The sequence below is a fragment of the Bradyrhizobium sp. AUGA SZCCT0177 genome (genome assembly GCF_018130125.1).
Lineage (GTDB): Bacteria > Pseudomonadota > Alphaproteobacteria > Rhizobiales > Xanthobacteraceae > Bradyrhizobium.
On record NZ_JAFCMA010000034.1, the window covers coordinates 1 to 25867 of the forward strand.

The following is a 25867-nucleotide window of genomic DNA, read 5'->3' on the forward strand; positions in this document are numbered from 1 at the left end:
GAAAGACTTGACGCCGTTACGGGCGCCAGGACCACACGCTTTCGCCGTACGCGTCAGTCACGACCGTCAATCGCAACCTCAACGTCCACCGCAACCCGCCCCTCGTCGTGACGACGGCCGACGCCCCTCTGAGTGGGACGGGATGGGCATAGATGTGCAGGTGATTTGGGGTCGAAGGAAAGGGAAATATTTTTGATTTTCGGAAATTCTTGACTTGACACGATTTCCGGCAATCAGAACTGATTTGCCCGTCGTGCCAAATTGTCGCGCTTTACGTCGAATGCACCGGCGCATGTTCGTCGGCATATTTGTGCGCCAGCCACGACGACATCACCGCAGGCACGCCGCCGACCAGCCCGTAGAGGATGAACTGCGTCACGCCGGTGTCCGGGCCGCGCGAGCCATAGAGCAGTTCCGTGACCGTGAACCCGATCGCGCCTACGATGCATATGCGCACCCACCAGGGAAGGCGCCGCACGTGATACAGGATGTCGTCGATGGCGCCGATCATCAGCGCCGGCACGACGCCGAACAAATAGCTGTATTGCAGCGTCTTGGCGAAGGTGCCGAAGAATTTCCCGACCTCCTTCCAGTCGGTCTGGGCCCAGTAGCCGGAAGCCATCGTGATCGCGAACAGCATCAGCAACCCGCCGACGAACGGGCCGATGGCTCCGAAGATCAGATAGCGTTTCATGGACCGTCCTCTTCCAATCGCGGGATCAGATGCGGTTTCAGTCTTACGACGATCTTGCGAAAAATTCGACAGGCTTGACGGAAGCGTTGCGAAACAATCCGCCGCCGCCCGCTACTCGCCCCAGGCGGCGAACGCCTCGTTGAACGCCCGTTCGCCCGGCGCGCCCTTTTCGATCGCGATGATGGCGCGGCGCTGGTTGACGTAGACCAGCGGCACGTCGAACCAGGAACGCTCCTTCAGGAGCTGCAAATTGCGGGCGCGGTCGGCGTCGACGTTGGAGAGGCCGACCAGGAAGAAGCCGTCGGTGACCTTCACGGCGAGCCCCGCCAGCGGCGTGCCGCGCGCCTGCTCGTTGGATTTCATCAAGATGCCCGGCACGTTGCCGACGCCGCCGCCGGAGAAATCCTGCGGCAGGATGAAGGTGAGCTCCGCGGTGTGGCTGGCGGGGAGCGATGTGTCGGTGTTGCGGCGGAACGACATCGTCATCTTGAACTTGCGGTCGGGAATTTCGATGTCGGCGCGCACGCTGATGTCAGGCTTCTGGTTGCCGCTCGCCTTGATCGGTTCGGTACGCCAGATCACCGAGCCGACATATTGCTTACCCTTGGGATCGGACGGGTCCTCGTCATACAGCACCACGCGCTGCGCCACCGGCGCCACCTGGTCCGACGACGGCTGGCCGACGCGATCGGGGATCTTCGGCTTCGACTGCGGCGCTGACGGATCCTTCGGCGCTTCGACGACGGGCGAGGATTTGAACAGGCTGCTCACCACGTTGATGGCGGACTTGCCCCCTACCATCGCAGCGCCGATCACAACAAGCACGATGCCGACCGCGATCGCGCTCTTGAACGGGAAAGCCGCGCCGACCCGGCGTGCCTTTTTCGGCTCGCGCTCGCGATCCTGCGACAGCCGCGAACGCTGCGGCGGCGGCTGCATCGGGGAAGCCTGCGGCGAATAGCGGTCGGCCTCCTCGAGCGACTCTTCATAGGAATACGGCGCTTCCGGATCGGCGCCGCGGTTCTCCATGCTCGGCTCGAGCCGGTCGAACTCCGGCGTGGGCGAGGGCACGTTGGCGTAGGTCTTGCGCGCCGAGCGGTTGGCCTGGGCGGCGGCGCGGCCGAGATCGTCGGCGTCGGCGGCGATGTCGCGGAAGCCGCGCATGCCCGGGGGCTGCGGCATCTGCGGCGCTGAATTGTCGGGGCCGCGGCGCGCCGCGCCCGTGCGTTCACGGGTCGGCGGCAGCGTCGGTTCCTGCGCCGGCAGCTGCGGCGGACGTGGCGGCGGCGGCGGCAAATCGGGCCGCAGGTTGCGCGGCGGGCGTTGCTGGTCGCCGTCACCAAGCGGCGGACGGCCTTCGCGCGCGGGCGGCGGCGAAGCCGGGCGCGGACGGGGTGGGTTAGCTGCTGGCGCGCCGGATTCCGGCGGGCGCGCATTGGCGCGGCGGAAGGCGTCGCCACCGCGCGCAGCCCCTGCGCCGCCGGGCCGCGAGGCGTCGCGGGCGCGTTGGGCGGCCTCGGACTCGACCTTGCGGACGGCCTCTTCCAGCGACAGCCGCTCCCGGGTGATTTCCGATTCGCTCAGCGGCGGCTGCACGCTGCGCAGCTGCGCGATCAGCGCCGAGCGAGCCCGCTCATAGAGCGCACGGCGGCTCTCGCCGGGAGCACTGGGGTCCAGTCCGGCAATGGCGCGGGCGATCAGCGGGTAGTAGTCAGCCATAACGACTCAACAATGCGGACTTATGGGTAACAACTCGTTAAGCCTCGAACGGGTTTTGAACGAGAATAGTATCCTCGCGTTCCGGGCTGGTGGAAAGCAAGGCGATCGGACAGCCCACCAATTCCTCGACCCGGCGCACATATTTAATGGCCTGGGCCGGCAGATCCGCCCAGGAACGGGCATTGGCGGTCGGCTCCTTCCAGCCTTCGATGGTCTCGTAGATCGGCACCACCCGGGCCTGGGCGCCCTCGCCGGCCGGCAGATGGTCGATTTCCTTGCCGTCCAGCATGTAGCCGGTGCAGACCTCGATCGTGTCGAAGCCGTCGAGAATATCGAGCTTGGTCAAAGCCAGGCCCGTGATGCCGCAGGTTCTTGCGGCTTGTCGAACCAATACGGCGTCGAACCAGCCGCAACGCCGCGGCCGGCCGGTATTGGTGCCGAACTCGCGGCCCCGCTCGCCGATCTTGCGGCCGATCTCATTGTCCAATTCGGTCGGGAACGGGCCCTGGCCGACCCTCGTCGTATAGGCCTTGCAGATCCCGAGCACATAGCCGACCGCGCTCGGCCCCAGGCCGCTGCCGGTCGCGGCCTGCGCCGCGACCGTGTTGGACGAGGTGACATAGGGGTAGGTGCCGTGGTCGACGTCGAGCAGCGCGCCCTGCGCGCCCTCGAACAGGATGCGCTTGCCCTCGCGGCGCTTGAGATCGAGCAGCCGCCACACGGTCTCGGTGTAGGGCAACAATTGCGGCGCCAGCGCGGTGAGGTCCTTCAGGATGACGCGGCCGTCGAACTCCTCCAGCCCGAGGCCGCGACGCAGCGCGTTGTGGTGCGCCAGCAGGCGGTCGATCTTGTGCGGCAGGGTGTCGAGGTCGGCCAGGTCCATCAGGCGGATGGCGCGGCGGCCGACCTTGTCCTCATAGGCCGGGCCGATGCCGCGGCGGGTGGTGCCGATCGCGGTGCCGGCGTTGGATGATTCGCGCAAAGCGTCGAGCTCGCGGTGCAGCGGCAGGATCAGCGTGACGTTCTCCGCGATACGGAGATTTTCCGGGCTGATGGCGACGCCCTGGCCCCTCAGCCGGGTGACCTCGTCGAGAAAGGCCTGCGGATCGAACACCACGCCATTGCCGATGACGCCGAGTTTCGAGGGCCGCAGCACGCCCGACGGCAGCAGCGCCAGCTTGTAGGTCTCGCCATTGATGACGAGCGTGTGGCCGGCATTGTGGCCGCCCTGGAAGCGCACGACGATGTCAGCCTGCTCCGACAACCAGTCGACGATCTTGCCCTTCCCCTCGTCACCCCATTGGGCGCCGACGACGACAACATTGGCCATTTCTAAGCGTTTCCCTGCGACTCACGTGGTTTCAGCATGACCTCCCCGGAAAACTACTGCCCGACTTTCCGGATCATGCTTTAGATCGCCCAGCCCAAATCACGACCTTAAGGCCGTTCGCATGCGAGGCAGCCCAACCGGATAAAGGAAGCGGCCCGTCTAGGCAAGCAAGAAGGGAGCTTTGGGGGTCGTCAAAAAGGAGGACAACCCTTTGATATCCCCCAAAAATTTGTGGCGGCGGGAAGGCGGCGGCATGAACGCGGAGTAATCTGGCAAATGTCTAAAACCACCCAGGCGACAAAGACGCTGGAAAAGCTCGGCGTGAAGTTTGTGCTGCACAACTACGTCTACGATTCCAGCGCCGACAGCATCGGCCTGCAAGCGGCCGAGGCGCTCGGCGTCGAGCCCTGCCGGATGCTGAAGACGCTGATGGCCGAGGTCGACGGCAAGCCGGTCTGCGTCGTGGTGCCGTCGGACGGCGAAGTCAGTATGAAGAAGCTCGCCAGCGCGTTCGGCGGCAAGGCCGCGAAGATGATGCGCCCGGCGGATGCCGAGCGGCTCACCGGCTATCATGTCGGCGGCATCTCGCCGTTCGGCCAGAAGAAGCGCGTGCCGGTCGCGATCGAGGCCGCCGCGCTCGGGCACGCGACCGTGTTCCTCAATGGCGGGCAGCGCGGATTGCAGGTCGAGCTCGATCCTGATGACGCGATGCAGGCGCTCGGCGCGATCGCGCCGGCGCTGACGGTGTGAGGGTTCAAGACGCCGCGCGCAGTTTTGCTTCGTCGTTCGGCTGCGCGAAATCGCAGCGCTTGGCGACGGCCAGGAACAGCAGGACCAGCGGCACCATCGATGCCAGCAGCGCGGCGCTGGCGACCAGCGCCGCCGACGGCGATCCCCAGGCGTCCTGCAGGCTTCCGGCGGCGGTGGGTCCGGCCGCCATCAGGACGTAGAAGCAGGTATAGAACAGGCCAAAGCCCATCGACCGGTCGGCCGGCTCGAGCACCCTGGCAGGCATCGACAGGATCGCACCCGACATCGGACCGATCGCGACGCCAAAAATCAGACAGGCGATCGTCGGATGAAAATTCTCCACGAACAGCATCAGTGCACAGGCTCCGATCAGGCTGCAGGCAATGATTGCGGTGATCGGCCGGCCGGCGCGGTGCACGAGATAGCCACCGGTCGGAATGGCGAGAATGGTGAACCAGATCGCCAGACTCGTCAGCGACGCCGCAACCGTCGGCGAAGATCCCTGCGCCACCAGCAACAGCGGTGCGTAGCTGAAGAACAAAACGCAGGCGAGATTCATCGCGCCCCAGATGGCGCCCGATATCACCACCGGGACCAGCGCCGCACGCGGCAGCCGTCCGCGGCCGGCGGCCTCCGCCTCGGCCAGCTGCGCCGCGCGCGGAATCATCGCAAACGCAAGCAGCACCGCCACCGAACAGACCGCGCCCGACACCATCACCGCGTGCCAGCCGAGCGAATGGGCGATGTAAGTCTGGATCGGCAGCGCAATCATGGCGCCGAACGGCCAGCTCATCTGCAGGAACGACATCGCCAGCACCATCTCGCGGGCATCGAACCAGTCCGCCACCATCTTGGTCGCGACCAGCCCCACGATCGTGCCCCCGATCCCGCCAATCGTGCGCGCCGCCAGTGCGAAAGCGAGATCGCCGGAATAACTCAATGCCAGGCCGGAAACCGCCATCAGCACCAGGCCCACGATCCCGAGCGTCTTTTCGCGGCCCCGGCTTCCAAGCAATCCGGCCGGGAATGCGACGATGACACCCGGCAGCATATAGGCGCCGAGCAGCATGCCGATTTCCGAATAGCCGATGCCGAGATCGGCCATCAGAAGATTGGCCGCCGACCCGATCGATTGAAACTGGAATCCGATGGCCGCGCGCGTCGCGAACAACACCGCAAGGATGATCCACCTGCGTCCCGGCATACCGATACTCCTGGGGATCAATCCGTTCGTTCGCCGCTGAGCACGTTGGAGAACTCGGATAATTCATCCTCGGAGATCTCGTGCAGAGTCAAGCGCAATTGCATGATCGCGAGATCGACCAGATGGCCGGCAAAGGAGACGCCGCCGGAAACCAGCAAATTGCGCTGCTCTACCAGCACCGGAAGCACATTACGCAAACGACGCGCACTCAACTCATCCATAGCGGTGCCCTTTGAGAGGTCGCTGTGACGTCGCGACCAGCCACTGGCCCGTGGTGGCGACGTCGGCGAAAAGTTCGATCGCCCTTGTGGCGAGCACATGCACGGCGGCGGCATCGGTATTGGGCCGCGACCGGCTCACGGATGCATCGCTCAGGAAGGTAACACTGTGCTCCCTGCGCGCGGCATCCATCGCCGTTGCAAGGCAGGTTTCCTCGGCGACCAGACCGGCAATGGCGAAGCTTCCGGCCTGCGAGACCACGCTTTCGAACAGATGATTGCTGTAGCAGGACGGCTGCTGGCGCTCGAACACCATGTCCGACCGCCGCGGCTCGAGACCGGAAATCCAGGCCGACTGGCTCGAGCGTTCGAGTATGCCCGGGCCATCGCCCCGCCCCTCGGCTTGCCGCGTGAACGCGATCGGTATGGCGAACTCGCGCGCATGCCGGATCGCGGCCATGCAGTTGTTCAGCGACCGCTGGATGTCGCGCGCGTTGTCCCTGGCCAACGCGGCGTAGTTCTTCTCCTGCAGGTCGACCATGATCAGCAGGCGGCCACGCGATGCGCCGACATAGGTTCGCAGATCGATGACTGAACTCATTGGACGACATCCGCCGCTTCGCAAATTCCCCGGCTGGTGGATTTTTCGAGGATGCCCGGTCTATCCCAGCGGCCTTCGGGACGAATGAGCACGTAGGGATCGTCGTTGATGGTGATACATTGCGGATGCTTCTCGGTCTCGAGTTTGACCTCGACATAGTCAAAGTCGGAAAACACGAACTTGCGGCCGGGCGCGCGCTTGAAGCCACGTTGCTGCCAGAAGCCGAGCAGCCGGGCCTGCGCATGCGCGTACAGCACGCGGTAGCCTTTCTTCCGGCACAGCTCGATGGCCGTGTCCACGATCTGGCCGGCCAGGCCGGCGTTGCGACTTTCGTTGCGGACGGCCAGCCGCTCGAGCTTGGCGAAATCCGCAAAATAGCGGATCCGCATGCAGCCGACCGGCTCGCCATCCTTGTGGCAGATCAGATGGGTGGCGGAGAAATCGTTGCCGTCGAATTCCTCTTCAAACGGGCAATGTTGTTCGCCCATGTAGACCGCTCCGCGGATCGCAATGACGCGCGCCATCTCGTCCATCGAGCGGACGACCTCGACGGTGACCGGCTCGGGCGGCATTGCCTTGACCCGCGGAATATCCTTCGAGCGGTCGAACATCTGCAGATGCGGCGCGAACAATTCCTCGTAACTTGCGCCCGGCTGGAAGCCGAGCGGCTCCAGCACCCGCAGGCCGCCCTTGGTGATGGGACGCGAATAGAGGTTGACGCCCTGGTAGAGCGGCGAGGAGATTTTCTGCAGCACCAGCGGGATCGCTGCCGCGAGCGTACCCTTGGCGTGGATCGCCCAGACATAGATGCCGGCCGGACGCTCCGATTGCCGCGCGACGTAGCACAGCTCGGGATCCTTGGTGTTGAGCCGGCCGTCGAGCAGCCGGCGCATGCCCTCGTGGGTTAGCGGCAACACCGCAAGGAAGCCGTCGCCCTTGGGGTCGCTGATATCGAACCGGTCGCTTCGCGCGATTGCCCAGAAAATATCGGGGTTGTGGCGTGCCGCCGCCTGGAGGACTTCGTTCTTGGTTAATCCCGGTATGTCGGCGCGGGCCCTGTCAACCAGCGAGGCGATGCCGGCGGCCCCGACGGTGAAAATCACCGTGCGTCTGGCCACTTGAAGATTGGTCATTCGCTCCAGAGAATGGGCCGTAGACCGGCTGGCGGGAGCCGAGCGGCTGGCGCGAGCGTGCTCCCGGGCGGATTTTCTGATCAGATCGATGTCGAGCGCGTTCATTGATCGTCTCTTGATTGTGTAAAACTTGGTTTTCTGCCAATAATAGAAATATGGTTCTCTTAAATTAGAAGGCGACAAACGAGGCGATTTGTATGCACTCAGGTGAGCGCAGGGGCGCGCACAGCGGCGCGCACATGCCGGGACGAATGGCGAACTGGGATCTGGTCCGGATTTTCCTGGCCGTCGCCCGAACCGGAAGTTTCCGCGCCGCGGCTGCGGAGTTGAACATGTCCGCCAATTTCCTCAGCAAGCGCATTTCAGTCCTGGAGAATACCTACAAGACGCCGCTGATGACCCGCCACGTCGACGGCATCAGGCTGACGCCGGAAGGCGAGGCGGTTCTGGACGCCGCCAAGCGGATGGAAGAGGCGTCCTTCGGGCTCGACCGCGCGCTAAGCCGGGCGACGCCGGCGCTCACCGGCGAGGTCCGGCTTGCTGTGACCGAGGGGCTCGGCACTTTCTGGCTGGCACCCCGGCTGGTCGAATTCCAGCGGGTCTACTCCGGACTGCTGGTCGATCTGAAATGCGAGATGCGATCGGCGGACGTGCTCCGGCTCGAAGCCGATGTCGCGGTGCAACTCGAGGAGCCCGCTAATCCCAACCTGAAGCGGGTCAAGATCGGCCGGCTTCACATCATGCCGTTCGTCAGTCCATCCTATGTCGAAATCTACGGCATGCCGACAGATCTGAACGATCTGCAGCAAAATCATCGCATGGTGATTCAGGACGCAGAGCAGACCAAAGGCAAGGAGATGTACGAACGGCATGCCGGACGCGAACAGCTCGGCTTTGTCGCGATGCGCAACAACGTCTCCAGCGCGCATGTCTGGGCCGTCTCCAAAGGCGCCGGCATCGGCTGGTTGCCGACCTACATACCGGCGATCGCCGGGCCCTTGATTCCGCTCGATCTTGGTGTCCAGTTTCCGCTCGACATCTGGCTCACCTACCATCCCGATGCGAAGCGGATTCCACGCGTCAAGCAATTGATCGACTGGACCATCCAGGCGTTCGACGGCCGCAAATATCCGTGGTTTCGGGATGAGTTTGTCCATCCCGACGATTTGCAGAAAACCTACAAGGGTGAGCCGCTGGTGAATCTGTTCGCTGGTTTCATGAAAGAATCACGGTCAAAGATTGGCTGAGCGAGACACATGAGCAAGTCGACCGACGGGCAAATCGATCAACTGGTGAAGGCAAGATGGCTCGCGCTCGGGCTTTCGCAGAACGATCTTGCGGAAGTACTCGCTGGCCAGCCGACGCCGAAAACCAACAACGGGTCGGGCCGCGTGAGCGTCGGCCGCCTGATGCAGGTGGCGGACGCGCTCGGTGTTTCCCACGATCTGTTCGAGGGCCTGTCGCCGTCGACCAAGCCGCAATCCGGTAACGCCAATGCCGATACGATGCAGGCGCTGCTCGAACTGCGTTTGCTGCGCGTGTTCCGCGAGCTGCAGGACGCCAATACCAAGCGGATGCTGATCCAGCTCGCCGAGCAGATCGTCAAGCGTCAGGCCGCGGGCCCCGACCAAGCGGGTTAACCGGAACGCCGCGCATCTCCCTCCGCGCATGGTCGCGATGCATCTGCCCCATTGATGAACGCGGCAAATCGGTGTCTGTGACACAGGCCGGGCGACCTTCTCCGGCCCGGCTTGCATCGCCGGGCGGGCCGCGGCGTCATGAACCGGGCCTTGTTTTTGCGAATGTCTGCTTCCGAACCCAACGCGCCCGCGCAGCCCGCGACCTGGATCGCCAACCAGCCCTATTTGTTGCTCAGCATCACCGCGCTGTGCTGGGCCGGCAACGCCATCGTCGGCCGCCTCGCCGCCGGGCATATCCCACCGGTGACGCTGTCGTTCCTGCGCTGGTCGTTCGCGTTCCTCATCATTCTTCCGTTTGCCTGGAGACATCTGGTGCATGACTGGGCCGCGATCCGCGGCCGCCTCGGCATCATGATCTTTCTGTCGATCACCGGCATCGGCGCCTTCAACACCCTGCAATATTGGGCGCTCGAACACACCCAGGCGCTCAACACGCTGCTGCTGCAGTCGGCCGGGCCGCTGATCGTCGCAGTGTGGTCGCTGGTCCTGTTCGGCATGCGGCTGACGCTGGCTCAGGCCGGCGGGGTTCTGCTGTCGCTGGCCGGCGTGCTCGTGATCCTGCTGCACGGCGATCTCACCACGCTCAAGAACATCGAGTTCAACAAAGGCGACCTCATCTTCATCGTGGCGCTGGCGATCTTCGGGCTTTATTCGGTGCTGTCGCTGAAACGCCCCGCCATCCACGGCCTGTCGTTCGTCGCCTTTACTTTCGGCGCTGGTGCTGCGTGCCTGATCCCGCTGTTCATCTGGGAACTGTTCGCGCGGCCCCTGATGCGGATCGACACCGCCAACCTGCTGACGCTGTTTTATGTGGCGCTGTTTCCCTCGACGCTGGCCTATCTCTGCTTCAATCGCGGCGTGCAGCTGATCGGCGCCAACCGCGCCGCGCCCTTCTTTCACGTGGTGCCGGTGTTCGGAACCGTGATGTCGATCGCCTTCCTCGGCGAGCACCCGCAGCCGTTCCACTTCTTAGGGTTTGCGCTGGTCCTGACCGGGGTTTTTGTGGCGTCGCGAAGGCCCGCGACCAGCTAGTTTTGGACAGCCTGGTTGCGGTGACTTGCCGCGCCAAATCCGCTATCACTCGGACCTGCTTCGCAGGATTCCGCTGATGGCGCGCGCCAGCAATCTGATGATCGGGACCTTGACCCTGGCGCTGATCGCCGGGTCGCTCGGCTCGTTCCTTGGCTATCAGAAATTCGCCAGCAATAAGCAGAAGACGCCGTTCCGGGTGATCTTCGAGGGCTCCGCCTCCGGCCTGCGCCAGGGCGGCAGCGTGAATTTCGCAGGCGTGCGGGTCGGCGAAGTGGTGTCGATGCAACTGGACCATCCGCGCCGCGTCGTCGTGCTCACCATGATCGACGGCAACACCCCGGTACGCAGGGACACCCAGGTCGGCCTCGAATTCCAGGGTCTGACCGGCATCGCCGCGATCTCCTTTACCGGCGGCACGGTCGATCCGCCGCCGCTCGGCGCCGACGGCATTCCCGAACTGACCGCGGATCCCGAAGGACTGCTGGACATGCAGGAAAGGATCCGCGTCGCACTGCGCAACGTCGACAAGGTGATCGCCGACAATGAAGTCGCGGTGAAAGACACGCTACGCAACTTCGAAACATTCACGGCTTCGCTCTCTGGCAGTGGCGAGCGGATCAGCAGCATCATCGGCACCGCCGATGCAGGTATCAGTTCCGTCGACAGCGCCCTGACCAAGACCACGGATTTCCTCGGCGGGCTTGGCAGCGACAAATATGGCGGCGAACTGCTGCCTACCGTGATTTCGATGCGCGAACTGATCGTAAGCTTCGACAAGAAGTCCGACACGGCGCTGAAAGAAGCCCGAAAAATGCTGATCGATCTCAGCCAGTCCATCAACAATAGCAAGTTTGCCGCGCCCCCCGCCAGGCGATAGCGTATTGCCCGATAATAAACCAAGAACAGGGACTGCTCCGCCGTGCTCGATAAATCCGCTGGCCTGACCGCTCCGCCGCCGACCGTGACCCGCGCCACGAGCGAGGTGCCGCGCGCCTTGAAACGCTATCTCTCGCTCGACGATTTCGAAGCCACGGCGCGGCGGCGGATTCCGAAATTCCTCTACGGCTATATCGCGGGCGGCGCCGAGACCGACGCCGCGGTCCGCGACAACCGCACAGCCTTTGACGAATATGGCTTCGTGCCGCGCGTGCTCAACGACGTCTCCGGCCGCGACCAGACCACGACGCTGTTCGGCAAGACCTACGCCTCGCCGTTCGGCATTCCGCCGATGGGCTCCTCGGCGCTGTGCGCCTACCGCGGCGACATCGTGCTGACACGGGCGGCGGCCGCCGAAAACGTGCCGATGATTCTATCCGCCTCCTCGCTGATCACGCTGGAGGACGTGCGCCGGGAAAATCCGGCCGCCTGGTACCAGGCCTATCTGGCGGGCCTGCCCGCCCGTATCGAGCCCCTGGTCGACCGCGTCGCCGCGGCCGGCTACGACACGTTCGTCGTCACCGCCGACGTGCCGGTGCCGCCCAACCGCGAGAACAACATCCGCAACGGCTTTCAGGTGCCGCTGGCGATCACGCCGCGCGTCGCCTGGGATACGGTAACCCATCCGCACTGGCTGTTCGGCACCTGGCTGCGCACCGTGAAGAACCACGGCATGCCGCATTTCGAGAACATGGACGCGCAGCGCGGCCCGCCGGTGCTGGCCAAGAATCTGATGCGCAACATCGGCGCCCGCGACCAGCTGGCCTGGAAGCATGTCGAACTGATCCGCAAACGCTGGAAGGGCAAGCTCGTCGTCAAGGGACTGGTCTCGCCCACCGACGCCCGGATCGCGCGCGAGAGCGGCGTCGATGGCGTGATGCTCTCCAACCATGGCGGCCGCCAGCTCGACTACACGATGTCGGGCCTGCGCACGCTGCCGGAGATTGCGGCCGAGGCGAAAGGCATGACCATCATGGTCGACGGCGGCATCCGCCGCGGCACCGACGTGATCAAGGCCTTAGCGCTCGGCGCCCATTTCGTCTGGGTCGGCCGTCCCTTCCTCTATGCTGCGATCGCCGGCGGCGAGGCCGGCGTGCAGCGCGCCATCAGTCTGCTCCATGCCGAGATCGACCGCGACCTCGCGCTGCTCGGCATCCGCAGCATCAGCGAGATCACGCCGGATCTGGTACGAAAGTTCTAGGGCCGGTTCTGAGACGTGCTCGCTCATGACGGAGAGTTCGATGGCGGCGTTATTGCATCGGCGGGACTTCGCCAGGGCTTTGGCCGGATCGGCGCTGTGGCCGCTCGCAGCACATGGGCAGAAGTCGGTAATTCCGCGCGTTGGCATTGTCTGGATTGCTTCCCGATCGGAGGTAGCGCCGTTTCAGGAGGCGTTCCGCCAGGGGCTGCGTGAGCTGGGCTATGTCGAGGGCGAGACGATCGCAATCGAGGCACGCTTCGCGGAGGGAAAGGTCGAGCTTGCGCCCGGCATTGCCGAAGAGCTGGTGCGGCTCAAGGTCGATGTCATCGTGGCGCCCTCCGCGACGGTCGTGCGGCTCCTGAAGCAGGCGACCACGACGATCCCCATCGTGATGGCGAACGTGTCCGATCCTGTTGGGTTCGGGTTCGTCGCGAGCCTTCAGCGGCCTGGCGGAACCATCACCGGCTTTTCCAACCTGATGGTCGAGCAAGTCGGCAAGAACGTCGAATTGTGCAAGGAGGCCATTCCCGGCCTGTCCCGGCTTGCTGTACTCGTAAACCCGGCAGTCCTCGATGCGACGCTCGTGTTGAAGGAGGTGCAGGCGGCGGCCCCGGCCCTGGGCTTCACCGTCCACCCGGTGGAGGCACGCCAGCCCAACGACCTCGAAGGCGCCGTCGCGCAGGCGCGGGAACAAGCCAACGGGCTCCTGGTGTCGACGATCGAGGGCATGTTCTTCGTGAACCGCGTCCAGATCATCGAGGCAGCCGCCAGGCACCGGCTGCCGGCGGTGTTTGCTGCACCGCCGTTCGGACTTGCCAGCGCAGGTGCGCTGCTGGCCTACGGCGCCAACACGCCGGACATGCTTCGGCGCGCCGCCAGCTACGTCGACAGGATCGTGAAGGGCGCGAAGCCCGCCGATCTTCCGGTCCAGCAACCGACAAAGTTTGAGCTTGGGGTCAACCTGAAGACCGCAAAGGCGCTCGGTCTGAGCATTCCTCCATCGATCCTTGTGCGCGCCGACGAGGTGATTGAATGAGAGTTGAGAAGCGCCGTCCCGAGCAATCGGCCGCGGGACCAACCAAAGAGGCGCAAGGTCAGCAGGTCAGACGAGTTCAGGACATTCTCGCATTGCAGGCATAGGACTGCTCGCGGCGGCGGGTCAGGGACCCTATTGTATTGCGCAACCGTGTGCAGGCTGGGTATCCTCGGCACCCTCAAAGGCGAGGGGAGAAGGCCGATGACCGCTTTCAATACGGTGCGTTTCCGAGTGAAACCAGGACGCGATCAGGAGTTTCTGGATGCCCACAAGAACGTTGAAGCGACGTGGCCGGGCCTGACGCACGCCAACATCATCAAGACCGGCGACCGCTCCTACTGTATTATCGCCGAGTGGAAAGACATGGACGCGTGCGTCGCGGCGCGGCCGAACATGATCGCGACCCTCAATTCCTTTCGCGATACGCTCGAAGACCTCGGCGGCGGTCTCGGCGTCACCGATCCGGCGGCGGGTGAGGTCGTGCTGGCGCTGAAATAGTTCGTGGCGGTCCTCTTCGGCATTCCCAGAACGTCCCATTGACGGCTCTGAACAACTCGGAAACCCTGCCCGCGTTTTCCGGGATTGACTTCAGTCGCCCGTTTCGAGCACGGCTGACGGGGCATTTCCGGCCGGGACGGTTGGCTGAAATGGTACGTCTATTGCTTCCGGGCAATCTGCGCGTGAGGGGAAAGAACACACGATGATCCGCCTGCTTCTCGATCGGCTCTATTTGTTCTCTGGCTATCTCGCCGGACTTTTCCTGATTGCGATTTTCGTGCTGATGATGCTGCTTTCGGCTGGCCGGCCGCTCGGCATCAACATTCCGGCAGGCGACGATTTCATCTCCTGGTGCATGGCGGCGACGGCCTTCCTCGGGCTCGCCCATACGTTCAAGCACGGCGAGATGATCCGCGTCGGTCTTTTGATCGACCGCCTCAGCGACAGCGTCCGCCACTATGTGGAGATCGCCGCGCTCTTCGTCGGCACCGGCTTCATCGGCTTTTTCGCCTGGCACGCTTCGGTCATGACCTGGCAGTCGTGGAAGTTTTTCGACATTTCGCAAGGCGTCATCGCGGTGCCGCTGTGGATCCCGCAGCTCGGCTACAGCGGCGGCCTCGTGATTCTCTTCATCGCCTTTGTCGATGAGCTGATCCACGTCCTGCGCGGTTTTCCGCCGCGCTACGAATTGCCGAAACCAAAGAGCGCCGAAGAGATCGTCGAGCGCGCCATGCAGAGCGGGGTCTGACATGGAGCTGCTCTCGATCGCCGCCATCCTGCTGGGATTTCTTGCGCTGCTGCTCGGTGCCGGCGTCTGGATCGGCGTCGCCTTGATGGCGACGGGATGGGCCGGCATGCAATTCGCCGGCGGCGCCATTCCGGCGGGCAGCGTGCTGGCGACAACGGTGTGGGGCAACAGCGCGTCGTGGTCGCTGGCAGCCTTGCCGCTCTTCATCTGGATGGGCGAAATTCTCTTTCGCACGCGGCTCTCGGAGGAAATGTTTCGTGGATTTGCGCCGTGGCTGAACTGGCTGCCGGGCCGACTGATGCACGTCAACGTGCTCGCCTGCGGCGTGTTCGGCTCCGTCTCCGGATCATCGGCAGCGACCTGCGCCACGGTAGCCAAGATCGCGCTGCCCGAGCTTAAGAAACGCGGCTATGACGAAGGCCTGAGCCTCGGCTCACTGGCCGGCGCCGGCACGCTCGGCATTCTGATCCCGCCGTCGATCACCATGGTGGTCTACGCCGTGCAGGCCAACGTCTCCATCATTCAGGTCTTCCTCGCCGGCTTTCTGCCGGGCTTGCTGGTGATGGCGCTTTACTCCGGCTACATCGCCGTCTGGTCGCTTGCCAATCCGAAGCGCACGCCACCGGCCGACCCGCCGATGAGCTTTCGCAAGCGCATCTCGGAATCACTCAATCTGTTCCCTTGTCTGCTGCTGATCGCTTTCGTCTTTCTGTCGTTGCTGATGGGCTGGGCGACGGCGACGGAATGTGCGGCCTGGGGCGTCCTGGGATCGCTCGCGATCGCGTGGTGGCAGGGCGCGCTGACCTGGCAGGCGTTCTGGGCCAGCGTCATGGGCGCAACGCGGGTCAATTGCATGATCCTGCTGATCCTGGCGGGCGCCTCCTACATGGGCACGTCGATGGCCTATACCGGCATCCCGCTGGCGCTCGCGAACTGGGTGAACGGTCTCCAGCTCAGTCCCTATGCGCTGATCGCGGCGCTCACCGTCATGTACATCGTGCTCGGCACGGCCCTCGACGGCATTTCCATGATCGTGCTAACCACGGCCATCGTCATTCCGATGGTGAAGCAGGCCGGATTCGACCTCATCTGGTTCGGTATTTTCCTGGTGCTGGTGGTGGAAATGGCTGAAGTCTCTCCGCCCGTCGGCTTCAACCTGTTCGTGTTGCAGACCATGAGCGGCAAGGATTCCAACACCGTCGCCAAGGCGGCCCTGCCGTTCTTCTTTTTGCTCGTTCTGGCGGTTGCCATCATCACGGTGTTTCCTGATATCGTGATGCTGCTGCCGCGGATAGCGTTCCCTGGCTAGAGAAAGGTATTGTCATGTTGAGGCTTGTTAAGACGTGCGCAATGGCTGCCGGCGTCGCGGCGCTTGCGATTTCCGCAACGCTCGTTCCCGCGCTTATCACTCCCGCAATGGCGCAGACGAAATGGAATCTTCCGGCGGCCTATCCGGCGGACAATCCGCATTCGGTCAATCTGATCGCGTTTGCCAAGGACGTCGGCGACGCCACCGGCGGCAAGCTGCAGATCACCGTGCATGCGGCGGCGTCGCTGTTCAAGGCCCCGGAAATCAAGCGCGCGGTCGCAACCGGTCAGGCGCAGGCGGGCGAAGTTCTGATCTCGCTGCATGAGAACGAGGACCCGCTGTTCGGCGTCGATGTCGTCCCGTTCCTGGCGACGAGCTATCCGGCGGCCAAGAAGCTGTGGCTGGCGTCGAAACCCGCTGTCGAAAAGAAGCTCGCGTCGCAGGGGCTGATGCTGCTGTTCGCGGTGCCGTGGGGTCCGCAGGGCATCTATGCCAAGAAGGACCTCAATACCGTCGAGGATATGAAAGGCCTGAAGTGGCGCGCCTATAATGTCGGGACCTCGCGCATCGCCGAACTGGTCGGCGCGCAGCCCATCACCATCCAGGCAGCGGAATTGCCGCAGGCGCTGGCGACCGGCGTCGTCAACGCGTTCATGACCTCGGGCTCGACCGGCTACGACAGCAAGGCCTGGGAAACCATGACGCACTTCTACGATACGCAGGCCTGGATTCCGAAGAACGTCACCTTCGTGAACAAGGCGGCGTTCGACGCGCTCGACAAGCCGACGCAGGAAGCGATCCTCAAGGCGGCCGCGGTCGCCGAAGAGCGCGGCTGGAAGCTCGCCGAAGAAAAGGCGAAGTGGTATCTCGAACAGCTTCAGGCCAACAAGATGAAGGTGCTGCCGCCGCCTGCCGCGCTGAAGTCCGGGCTCGAGAAAATCGGCGAGCAGTTGACGGCCGACTGGTCGAAGAAGGCCGGCGCCGACGGTGAAGCCGTGGTCGCCGCCTATAAGAAGTAGGACGAATAGCGCTTGATAGCGAACGCCGTCATGCCCGGCCTTGTGCCGGGCATTTTACGTTCTTCGCTCAGACTCTCGGGGATGGAGACGCCCCAATCCCGAACTTGCTGTACGCCTCATTCGTACAGATGATCACATGCTCGGCGCAGCCATTGTGTCGGTGCGGATCGCAGCGGTTTTCGTAATCCGCCGACGTCATCATGTCGATGAAGGCAGCGACGTCGGGATAGTACACCAGCGCCAGGTAATCCCACTGATTGCCCTGCTGCGCGCCGAGCGCGACCGCCTTGGCGTTGCCGGTCCATAGCAGCGTGCCGCCGCGCGCCTTGATCATCGGCACGGTAAGCGCGCTGTAGCGCAAATAGGCATCCCACCCTGACCCGTCACCGTCGAGCGAGCGTTCGCGGAACCGCATCAGATTGACCATCACGACCGGCCCCTGATGCGCCAGCTCCTTGAGACCCCTGACATTCAACAGATCGACGCCCATGACTTACTCCTAAATGACTTGCTCCCGGCCAGCTCAGACGATTTCAGGACATTGTAGCATTGCAGCCATAGTAGCATTGCAGACTCGGGACTTGTCGCGCGGCGAAAATCCGGCACAACTCCCGCGAGACCATGACCAGCCCCGCGCCACTGCCGCCCGCCCGCGATCCCGTCGGCTGGCTCAACAACCAGCCTTACGTCCTGCTGACCCTGACTTCGCTGTTCTGGGCGGGTAACATCGTGCTGGCGCGGCATGTCGGCGACCACGTGCCGCCGATCACGCTGACCACCATCCGCTGGTTCGGCGTCTTCCTGATCCTGCTGCCGTTCGCCTGGCCGCATCTCAAGCGCGACTGGAAGGTTTTGCGCGCCCATCTGCCGCTGATGCTGTTCCTCTCGCTGATCGGCTTTGCCTACAACAACGCGATTTCCTGGTGGGCGATGCAATACACCCAGGCGCTGAACGCGCTGCTGATCCAGTCGTCCGGCCCGCTGTTCGTGGCGATGTGGTCGCTGGTCCTGTTCGGGGTGCGGCTGACCGGCGCGCAGCTGGCCGGCATTGCGCTTTCGCTGATCGGCGTCCTGACCATCATCCTGCGCGGCGATTTCGGAGCGCTCGCCAGCATCAGCTTCAACAAGGGCGACGTGATGTTTGGCTCATCGCTGGTGTCGTTCGGGCTTTACTCGGCGCTGATGCTGCGCCGCCCGGTGACGCATCAATTGTCGCTGATCTCCTTCACCACCTGCTGCGGCGCGATGATGCTCGTGCCGTTCTCGGTCTGGGAGTTTTCGACCGGTGCCGTGCTGAAATTCGATTTCCTGACGCTGGCGACGCTGGCCTATGTCCTGATCTTTCCTTCGACGCTGGCCTACACGTTCTTCAACCGCGGCATCGCGCTGATCGGGCCGAACCGCGCCGCGCCGTTCTTCCATCTGGTGCCGGTGTTCGGCTCGGCGATGGCGATCCTGCTGCTCGGCGAGCAGTTGCGGCTGTTTCACCTGGTCGGCTATGCGCTGGTGCTGGCCGGCGTCGTGATCGCATCGCGGCGGGCTTCGAGCCGGGCATGAAACCCTTGCGGCCGGATGTAGCGCCTAGCCGCCTTCCGCTTTCGCTCCGGGCAGGCTAGCTTGCCCGCCAACCGTCAATAAACCCACCGAGGAAACGACCTTATGATCGCTTTTTTGCAACGATACCGGCGCATTGCAGTGCTAACGCCTTTGATGCTGGCACTGGCATCAGCGGCTTCCGCGCAGGCCCCCTATCCGAACCGCAACATCACGCTGGTGCTGCCGTTCGCCGCCGGCAGCGGCACCGACACCACGACGCGGATCATCTCCAAGGAACTCGGCACCGCGCTCGGTGTCGGCATGGTGGTCGAGAACAAGGCGGGCGCCAATGGTTCGATCGCGGCGAGCTATGTCGCCCGTTCGGCGCCGGACGGCTACACGCTGTTCGTGACGACCAACACCACGCATTCGGCCAATCCGTATCTGCTCAAGACCATGAGCTACGATCCGATCAAGGATTTCACGCCGATCGCGCGGACCGGCGACCTGCCCTTCATGCTGGTGATCCATCCCGACATTCCCGCCAATTCGGTCGCCGAACTGATTGCGCTGGCGAAGAAGGAGCCGGGCAAATACTCCTACGCCAGCGGCAGTTCGTCGGCGATCGTCTCCGGCGCGACGTTTGCCCGCCTCGCCGGCATCGACCTGCTGCACGTCCCCTACAAGAGTTCGCCGCCGGCGCTGACCGACGTGATCGCCGGCCGCGTCTCGATGATGTTCATCGACGTCCTGACCGGATTGCCGCATGTCAACGGCAAGGCACTGAAGTCGCTGGCCGTCACCACCAAAAAACCCTCCGCCCTGCTGCCGCACCTGCCCACCATGGACGCCACGGTGAAGGGTTTCGACATCAGCTCATGGCAGGGCTATTTCGGCCCGGCCAATATGCCGAAGGACATGGTCACCAGGCTGAACGCGGAAATCCGCAAGATCGTCGAGCGGCCGGACACCAAGAGCCAGCTCGCCGAGCGCGGCATGGAGGCCTTCTCGAGCACGCCGGAAGAGTTCGACGCGTTCCTGAAGGAGCAGCTGGTGCTGTGGGAAAAGCTGATCACCGACGCGGGGATCGAGAAGCAGTAGGGGGTAGATCGTAGGGTGGGCAAAGGCGCATCGCGCCGTGCCCACCATCTACCGACGGACCGTGATCTGGATTGGTGGGCACGCTTGCGCTTTGCCCACCCTACGAAGCGAGGCCGGTCGGAATACCTGGCTCGAAGCCCAAAGCGCCTTCAATCCATTTCGCGACCCGCAGCATACGATGATCGCTCAGATACGGGCCGACGATTTGAAGGCCGAGCGGAAGACCATTCTTGCCGAATCCGGCCGGAAGGGTGACGGCCGGCACGCCGAGCAAGGTCCACGGCGCGCAATATTCCGCGTCGCCGGTATAGTGCAGGCCGCGCGGGGCTTCGCCAAACGCAGGCAATGTCAGCACGGCATCATAGCCCGACATTTCCGAAGTCAGCCTGTGGCGCCAGGCATCCTGGAACGCCTTGGCCGCAAGGTAGCCGGTCGCCGAATGAGTTTTGCCGCTCTCGACGAGCGACTTCAGGTGATCACTGGTACGGTCCGGATAATTTGCGACGAGATCGGCGAATATCTGGGCAGCCTCGCTCGACAGGATGCAATTGATCGTCGTCCAGTTCGCGTCGTCGAGTTCGGATAATTCAAGTTCCTCCAGAATGGCGCCCTCGCCACGCAATTTGTCGATTGCAGCGTCGAACACCTTCTGCTGTTCGCCTTCAACGCGCGACCATTTCGCAAAACGCACGACGGCAAGGCGCGGCTTGTTCAGTGGCGGCAGACCGGTGTCGATCTCGACGGTAAAGGCAGGCAACGGCCGGCCATGGAGATCGCGATCGCTCGAGCCGGCCAGATGCGACAATGCGAACGCGACATCATCGACCCGCCGGGCAAAGAAGCCGACATGGTCAAGCGACGGGCTGAGCGGATGCGCGCCGATGCGAGGGATGGCGCCGAAACTCGGCTTGAATCCGACGATGCCGTTGAACGCGGCAGGCCGGATGATCGAACCGAGGGTCTGGGTGCCGAGCGCCAGCGGCACCAGTCCCGCGGCAACGGCGGCCGCCGAACCTGACGAAGATCCGCCCGGCGTATGCTCGCGATTCCAGGGGTTGACCGTCGGTCCCGGATGTCGCCAGGCGAATTCGGTCGATACCGTCTTGCCGAAGATCGTCGCGCCGAGATTGCGCAACCGCTCGACCACCCAGGCATTTGCGGCTGGAACCTGACCGGCATAGACGGGCGAACCGTTCGTCGTCGGCATATCCGATGTGGCGATGATATCCTTGATCGCCACCGGAATGCCCGAGAGCGGGCCTGGCCGCCGCGCGGTATCGACAGGCAGGTATTCAAACGCTCTCAGCGCGGGCTCGAGGGCTTTCGCCTTCTGCAGGCACAAGGCCGCATATTCGTCCGCCATTGGCTGGCTGTCGCCAAATAGACGCAGAAGCTCAAGAACCCCTGCTTCCGAATTGGATACGGGACGCGCGCGTCGATCGGTCATGCCAGCTTCCGGGAAAAATTAGCTCAAGACGGCAGAATAGCAGGCCCGCCCCCGGTCCAAAAGCATCATGCCCGGGACATCGCGAAGGCGCGCTTCGCGAAATCCCGGGCATGAAGAGATTAGCGCCGAGAACTGGTTACGCCGCCCGGACCTTGACGAGGAATTCGTCGACCGCGTTGCGCAGCATGCCGGATTGATTGTCGAGCTCGCGCGCGTTCGAGAGCACGTCGGACGCCGCCTTGCCGGTGGCTGCCGCCGCCGTGGTGACGCCGCCGATATGGGCGCTGATCTCGCTCGATCCCGCCGCCACTGACTGGATGTTGCGCGCGATCTCGCGTGTCGCGTCGCCCTGCTGTTCGATCGACGTCGAGATGCTCACGGTGATCTCGCTCATCTGCGCGATGGTTTCGGTGATGCCGCCGATCGAGGAGACCGCCTCGCTGGTGGAAGCCTGCATCGCCGCGACCTGGGCCGAGATTTCCTCGGTCGCCTTCGCGGTCTGGTTGGCCAAAGCCTTCACTTCGGAGGCGACGACCGCAAAGCCGCGGCCGGAGTCACCGGCGCGCGCCGCTTCGATCGTCGCATTGAGCGCCAGCAGATTGGTTTGAGCAGCGATCGAGTGGATCAGTTTGACGACCTCGCCGATCTTCTCGGCACCCGTGGAGAGCGCCTGGACGGTGGAGTTGGTGCGCTCGGCATCGCCGACCGCCTTGCTGGCGATGTCGCTGGAACGCGCCACTTGGCGGGCGATCTCGGCCACCGAGCTCGACAGCTCTTCGGCTGCGGCCGCGACCGTGCCGACATTGTTCGACGAACTTTCCGATGCCGCGCCAACCGTGGCAGCGCGCGCACTGGCGTCGCTGGCGGTCGCCGTCATCGATTGCGCCGTGCTCTGCATGCCGGTGGCGGCTGTCGATACCGAGCGGACGATGCCGTTGACGCTGCGCTCGAAATCGCTGGCGATGTTCTCCATCGCGTTGCGGCGTTCGGCTGCAGCGCGCGCCTGTGTCGCCGCTTCGGCCTGTTCGAGGCCGCGGATCCGCACCGCGTTGTCCTTGAAGATCTGCACGGTTGCCGCCATCGCACCGACCTCGTCGCCGCGCCCGAGCCCGGGAATTTCACCGTCGAGCTTGCCGTCGGCCAGCGCCTGCATGCGGGCGCCGAGTTCGCCGAGCGGCTTTGAGATGCTGCGACCGATCATCCAGGCGATGCTGCCCGCGATCACGCCGATGCCGAGAATGGCGAGCCCCAGCAGCCACGCGATCGGCTTCAGCTTGGCATCGAGATCGTCGAGATAGGCGCCGGTGCCGACATACATGTCGAAGCCGGGGACCGCCACCGCGTAGCCCATCTTGCGGATCGGCTTTTCCTCGCCGGGCTTCATATATTCGTAGGTGAGCAGGATCGAACCGTTGGCCTTGACGCCATCCATCAGTTCCTGGGAAAGTTTTCGGCCGTTGGTCACCACGTCCATGCGGTTGGTGCCGACCTGCGCCGGATTGGGCGCCATGATGGTGATGCCGTTATAGGCGGTGCCGAACAGATAGCCGGCGCCCTTGTCGTAGGTCAGGGTGTTTCCGCGCTTGCCGAACTCGGCGATGGCCGCTTCCTTGGTCATCTGGCCGGCATCGACCTGCTTCTTCAGGCCGGCGGCCATGTTGAGCGCCATATCGACGATCGCCCTGGTCTGGTCGATGCGCGCGTTCAGCATCTCGCGCTGCATCAGGTAGCCCGCGAGCACGCCGGCGGCGCACAGGCCGAGCAGCGTCACCCCCACCAAGATACCGAGCTTGGGGGTGATCTTCAGATTTGAAAGCTTCACAGGGGAATCTCCGGGGAATGCGCAGGGGACGCGATTGGCGAATTGATTCGCCGCACGTTATCGTGCGAGCCTTTAGCGCTTTGTTACGAAGCCTCTCCGTAGAAGCCCCGACATGCAAAAAACATTGGTCTCTATGCGCCGGGATTGTGCGAGAAACTGATCAGGGCGCGTAAAATTCGGGAGGCAACGGCGAGCTGCCGCGGCCATAATCAACACCGAACGGTCAAATCGGGAGCAGGAAATGTCAAAATTCAGGGTGCTGACGCCGAAAGGCGCGAGTTTCACGGTCGCCGGCGGCGGCTACAACTATGAAATGGAGGCGCTGGACCCGATCGGGGCCGAAATCATCGAGGCGCCGGCCAACGAGGCGGAATTCATCGCTGCCGCCCGCACCGCCGATGCCATCTACGCCAAGGGCATGCGGATCTCGAAAACGGTCATCGACGCCCTCGATAATTGCAAGGTCATCACGCTCGGCAGCGTCGGGGTCGACAGCGTCGACGTCAAAGCCGCTACCGCCCGCGGCATCCCCGTCACCAACATCCCCGACACCTTCATCGAGGAGGTCGCCGACCACGCCATGATGCTGCTGCTCTCGGGCTTCCGCCGCCTGGTCGAGCAGGACAAGATGGTCCGCACCGGCCGCTGGTCCGAAGGTCGGCCCCAGCTTTTGAAGATTCCGCGGCTGATGGGGCAGACGCTCGGCTTCATCTCGTTCGGCCGGGTGGCCCGCGCGGTCGCCAAGCGCGCAGCCCCGTTTGGCCTGCGGATGATCGCCTATGACCCCTTCATCCAGGAAACCCTGATTTCCGACCATGGCGTGCTCCCGGCGACCCTGTCGGAGGTGCTGTCGCAGTCGGATTTCCTGTCGATGCACGCACCGGCACGGCCGGAGGTGCATCACATGCTGGGCGAGAAGCACTTCAAGCAGATGAAGAAGAGCGCAATCTTCATCAATACCGGCCGCGGCGCCACCGTGAACGAGGAAGCGCTGATCAAGGCGCTGCAGGAGGGCTGGATCGCGCATGCCGCCCTCGACGTGCTGGAAACCGAGCCGCCGTCGCACAACAACCCGATGCTCTCGATGGAAAACGTCACGCTGACGGCGCATGTCGCCTCGGCATCGGCACGTTTCGACGAAGCGCGCAAGCGCCGTGTGGGCTACGAATTGTCACTGGTGCTGTCCGGAATGTGGCCGGTAAGCTGCGTCAATCCGTCGGTGCTGCAAAACACCTCGCTTCGTCGCTGGCAGCCCGTCAGCATGGATCGCGGTCCCAACAGCTAGGACGGCCGAACGCGTCGTCGGGCGAAGCGGAGAACGGTCCGCGCCCGGGAAAACGCACCGGGAAGAAAACACTACCCTTCGGTTCCGCTGGGAACCGGAGGCCGCGAAGTTCATCGGCGATCAACGCCGGGAGCAGGAAAAACAGGGAGACGATTATGATGAAGAACGATATTACCCGCCGCGACGCGCTGGTATTGGGCGTTTCCGCCGCCGCGCTCGCCGCAACCGGCGCATCGGCGCAATCGCCCATCAAGGCCGCCGATGTTCCGGTGCCCAAGTTTGCGATCGAAAAAGGCGCCTCCTTGCGCATGCTGCGCCCGGTTCGCTTCGTGCAGGCCGACGAGGACGTGTTCCGCGCCAATGCCGCCAAGTTCACCAAGGAGACCGGGGTCGAGGTCAAGGTCGACTTCGTCGGTTGGGAAGACATCAATCAGCAGACCGCGGTGACCTCGAATTCCGGCGCCGGTCCGGACATGATCATCGGCTTCTCCGACGCGCCGCACATTTACGTCGACAAACTGGTCGAACTGAGCGACGTCGCCGATTACCTCGGCAAGCGCTACGGCGGCTGGCTGCCGCTGGCGCAGACGTACGGCAAGCGCAGCAAGAGCAGTGCCTGGATCGGATTGCCGTTCGGCGCGACCGCCGGCCCCCTGATCTACCGCAAGTCGATCCTGAAGTCGGTCGGGTACGACACAGTCCCGGAAGATCACGCCGGAATTCTCGAACTGTGCCAGAAGCTGCAGAAGGCCGGCAAGCCGGCCGGCTTCGCGCTCGGCAACGCCAAGGGCGACGGCAACGGCTTTGCCAACTGGGTACTGTGGTCGCATAACGCTGCCCTGCTCGATGAATCCGGTAACATCGTCATCAACAGCAAGGAGACCATCGCGGCGCTGAAATGGGTCAAGGAACTGTACGCGACCTTCATCGCCGGCACGCCGTCGTGGAACGACGTGAGCAACAACCGCGCCTACTCCGCGCAGGAAATCTCGCTGACCGCCAACGGCGTCTCGCTGTATTTCTCGCTGAAGAACGATCCGGCGACCAAGGCGATCGCCGAGGACAGCGAGCATCAATTGCTGCCGAAGGGCAATGCCAAGATTTCGCCGATGGCGGGCCTGACACTGAACGCGATGCTGTTCAAGCACAGCCAGTACCCCAACGCCGCCAAGGCCTTCCTGACATTCATGCTGGAAAAGGACCAGTACGAACCGTGGCTCAACGCCAACTCCGGCTACTGGTCGCAACCGCTGGCCGCCTACGCCGAAGCCAAGGTCTGGTCCGAGGATCCCAAGGTCGCGATCTTCAAGAACACCATGCAGAGCACGTATTACGACGGCTACAAGGGCCCGATCACGACCGCAACGGGTGCTGTCAACGCCGATTACGTGCTGGTGCAGATGTGCGCAGCGGTTGCGACCGGCGCCTCGACGCCGGAAACCGCCGCCGCTGAGGCGGAGCAGCGTGCGAAGCGTTACTTCCGGCGCCAGGAGCGGTAACGCCGTCGCTGCAGAAGTAAAATTCCGTCATTCCGGGATGGTGCGCGAG

At 63.7% G+C, this 25867-nt stretch carries 25 protein-coding genes; 15 read left to right on the forward strand and 10 right to left on the reverse strand.

The window, feature by feature from the left end; translation table 11 throughout:
* Positions 1-271: 271 nt before the first annotated feature.
* From JQ597_RS30565 to JQ597_RS30575, 3 genes are all read right to left on the reverse strand, one after another.
* Complete coding sequence (locus JQ597_RS30565) at positions 272-694, reverse strand: DUF5413 family protein (RefSeq protein ID WP_212269196.1); 423 nt, start codon at positions 692-694, stop codon at positions 272-274.
* Between the two features lie 111 nt (positions 695-805).
* A complete protein-coding gene (locus tag JQ597_RS30570) occupies positions 806-2413 on the reverse strand; it encodes a hypothetical protein (RefSeq protein WP_212269197.1) in 1608 nt (535 codons plus the stop codon).
* 37 nt (positions 2414-2450) lie between these two features.
* On the reverse strand, positions 2451-3743 hold the full coding sequence (locus JQ597_RS30575) for an adenylosuccinate synthase (protein WP_192737578.1): 1293 nt from the start codon (positions 3741-3743) through the stop codon (positions 2451-2453).
* Between the two features lie 276 nt (positions 3744-4019).
* On the opposite strand from JQ597_RS30575, the gene ybaK reads away from it, so the two are divergent.
* Complete coding sequence (gene ybaK, locus JQ597_RS30580) at positions 4020-4493, forward strand: Cys-tRNA(Pro) deacylase (RefSeq protein WP_212269198.1); 474 nt, start codon at positions 4020-4022, stop codon at positions 4491-4493.
* A gap of 4 nt (positions 4494-4497) precedes the next feature.
* Here ybaK and JQ597_RS30585 read toward each other — a convergent pair whose 3' ends face one another.
* The 4 genes from JQ597_RS30585 to JQ597_RS37865 are packed head-to-tail and all read right to left on the reverse strand — an operon-like array spanning position 4498 to position 7649.
* Positions 4498-5697: an MFS transporter gene (locus JQ597_RS30585; RefSeq protein WP_212269199.1), complete on the reverse strand. Its 1200-nt coding sequence runs from the start codon at positions 5695-5697 to the stop codon at positions 4498-4500.
* Between the two features lie 17 nt (positions 5698-5714).
* Positions 5715-5918, reverse strand: coding sequence for a hypothetical protein (locus tag JQ597_RS30590; protein ID WP_212269200.1), 204 nt, complete (start codon positions 5916-5918; stop codon positions 5715-5717).
* On the reverse strand, positions 5911-6516 hold the full coding sequence (locus JQ597_RS30595) for an isochorismatase family protein (RefSeq protein WP_212034333.1): 606 nt from the start codon (positions 6514-6516) through the stop codon (positions 5911-5913). Before JQ597_RS30595 ends, JQ597_RS30590 begins: the two co-directional genes overlap by 8 nt.
* A complete protein-coding gene (locus tag JQ597_RS37865) occupies positions 6513-7649 on the reverse strand; it encodes a GNAT family N-acetyltransferase (protein ID WP_249148343.1) in 1137 nt (378 codons plus the stop codon). The genes JQ597_RS30595 and JQ597_RS37865 overlap by 4 nt, the downstream gene beginning before the upstream one ends.
* Before the next feature lie 251 nt (positions 7650-7900).
* Here JQ597_RS37865 and JQ597_RS30605 point away from each other — a divergent pair, with 251 nt between their 5' ends.
* The 10 genes from JQ597_RS30605 to JQ597_RS30650 all read left to right on the forward strand — a co-directional run bounded on the left by JQ597_RS30605 (position 7901) and on the right by JQ597_RS30650 (position 17128).
* Positions 7901-8896, forward strand: coding sequence for a LysR family transcriptional regulator (locus tag JQ597_RS30605; protein ID WP_249148345.1), 996 nt, complete (start codon positions 7901-7903; stop codon positions 8894-8896).
* Positions 8897-8905: 9 nt separating this feature from the next.
* Positions 8906-9289, forward strand: coding sequence for a helix-turn-helix domain-containing protein (locus JQ597_RS30610; RefSeq protein ID WP_212269202.1), 384 nt, complete (start codon positions 8906-8908; stop codon positions 9287-9289).
* 162 nt (positions 9290-9451) lie between these two features.
* Positions 9452-10381, forward strand: coding sequence for a DMT family transporter (locus tag JQ597_RS30615; protein WP_212269203.1), 930 nt, complete (start codon positions 9452-9454; stop codon positions 10379-10381).
* 76 nt (positions 10382-10457) lie between these two features.
* On the forward strand, positions 10458-11258 hold the full coding sequence (locus JQ597_RS30620; protein ID WP_212269204.1) for an MlaD family protein: 801 nt from the start codon (positions 10458-10460) through the stop codon (positions 11256-11258).
* A gap of 42 nt (positions 11259-11300) precedes the next feature.
* Entirely contained in the window at positions 11301-12518 is a 1218-nt protein-coding gene (locus tag JQ597_RS30625; protein ID WP_349628915.1) for an alpha-hydroxy acid oxidase, read from the forward strand.
* A gap of 40 nt (positions 12519-12558) precedes the next feature.
* Positions 12559-13554, forward strand: coding sequence for an ABC transporter substrate-binding protein (locus JQ597_RS30630; RefSeq protein WP_212269205.1), 996 nt, complete (start codon positions 12559-12561; stop codon positions 13552-13554).
* Between the two features lie 201 nt (positions 13555-13755).
* On the forward strand, positions 13756-14052 hold the full coding sequence (locus JQ597_RS30635) for an antibiotic biosynthesis monooxygenase (protein ID WP_192737587.1): 297 nt from the start codon (positions 13756-13758) through the stop codon (positions 14050-14052).
* Between the two features lie 202 nt (positions 14053-14254).
* Positions 14255-14800: a TRAP transporter small permease gene (locus tag JQ597_RS30640; RefSeq protein ID WP_212269206.1), complete on the forward strand. Its 546-nt coding sequence runs from the start codon at positions 14255-14257 to the stop codon at positions 14798-14800.
* Position 14801: 1 nt separating this feature from the next.
* Positions 14802-16109, forward strand: coding sequence for a TRAP transporter large permease (locus tag JQ597_RS30645; RefSeq protein WP_212269207.1), 1308 nt, complete (start codon positions 14802-14804; stop codon positions 16107-16109).
* A gap of 41 nt (positions 16110-16150) precedes the next feature.
* Positions 16151-17128 (forward strand): TRAP transporter substrate-binding protein, encoded by a 978-nt coding sequence (locus JQ597_RS30650; RefSeq protein ID WP_212269208.1) that lies wholly within the window; start codon positions 16151-16153, stop codon positions 17126-17128.
* Between the two features lie 67 nt (positions 17129-17195).
* On the opposite strand, the gene JQ597_RS30655 is transcribed toward JQ597_RS30650, so the two are convergent.
* Complete coding sequence (locus JQ597_RS30655) at positions 17196-17618, reverse strand: DUF1330 domain-containing protein (RefSeq protein WP_212269209.1); 423 nt, start codon at positions 17616-17618, stop codon at positions 17196-17198.
* 131 nt (positions 17619-17749) lie between these two features.
* Here JQ597_RS30655 and JQ597_RS30660 point away from each other — a divergent pair, with 131 nt between their 5' ends.
* Complete coding sequence (locus tag JQ597_RS30660; RefSeq protein WP_212269210.1) at positions 17750-18685, forward strand: DMT family transporter; 936 nt, start codon at positions 17750-17752, stop codon at positions 18683-18685.
* A gap of 102 nt (positions 18686-18787) precedes the next feature.
* On the forward strand, positions 18788-19765 hold the full coding sequence (locus JQ597_RS30665; protein ID WP_212269211.1) for a Bug family tripartite tricarboxylate transporter substrate binding protein: 978 nt from the start codon (positions 18788-18790) through the stop codon (positions 19763-19765).
* Positions 19766-19865: 100 nt separating this feature from the next.
* On the opposite strand, the gene JQ597_RS30670 is transcribed toward JQ597_RS30665, so the two are convergent.
* Together JQ597_RS30670 and JQ597_RS30675 are read right to left on the reverse strand one after the other, a co-directional pair.
* Complete coding sequence (locus tag JQ597_RS30670; protein WP_212269212.1) at positions 19866-21212, reverse strand: amidase; 1347 nt, start codon at positions 21210-21212, stop codon at positions 19866-19868.
* A 136-nt stretch (positions 21213-21348) separates the two neighbouring features.
* On the reverse strand, positions 21349-23034 hold the full coding sequence (locus JQ597_RS30675; RefSeq protein WP_212269213.1) for a methyl-accepting chemotaxis protein: 1686 nt from the start codon (positions 23032-23034) through the stop codon (positions 21349-21351).
* 241 nt (positions 23035-23275) lie between these two features.
* On the opposite strand from JQ597_RS30675, the gene JQ597_RS30680 reads away from it, so the two are divergent.
* Positions 23276-24319 carry a C-terminal binding protein gene (locus tag JQ597_RS30680; protein WP_212269214.1) on the forward strand — a complete coding sequence of 348 codons (1044 nt, stop codon included), beginning with the start codon at positions 23276-23278 and terminating at the stop codon, positions 24317-24319.
* Between the two features lie 158 nt (positions 24320-24477).
* Positions 24478-25818, forward strand: a complete 1341-nt coding sequence (locus JQ597_RS30685; RefSeq protein WP_212269215.1) for an ABC transporter substrate-binding protein — start codon at positions 24478-24480, stop codon at positions 25816-25818.
* Positions 25819-25867 lie beyond the last annotated feature (49 nt).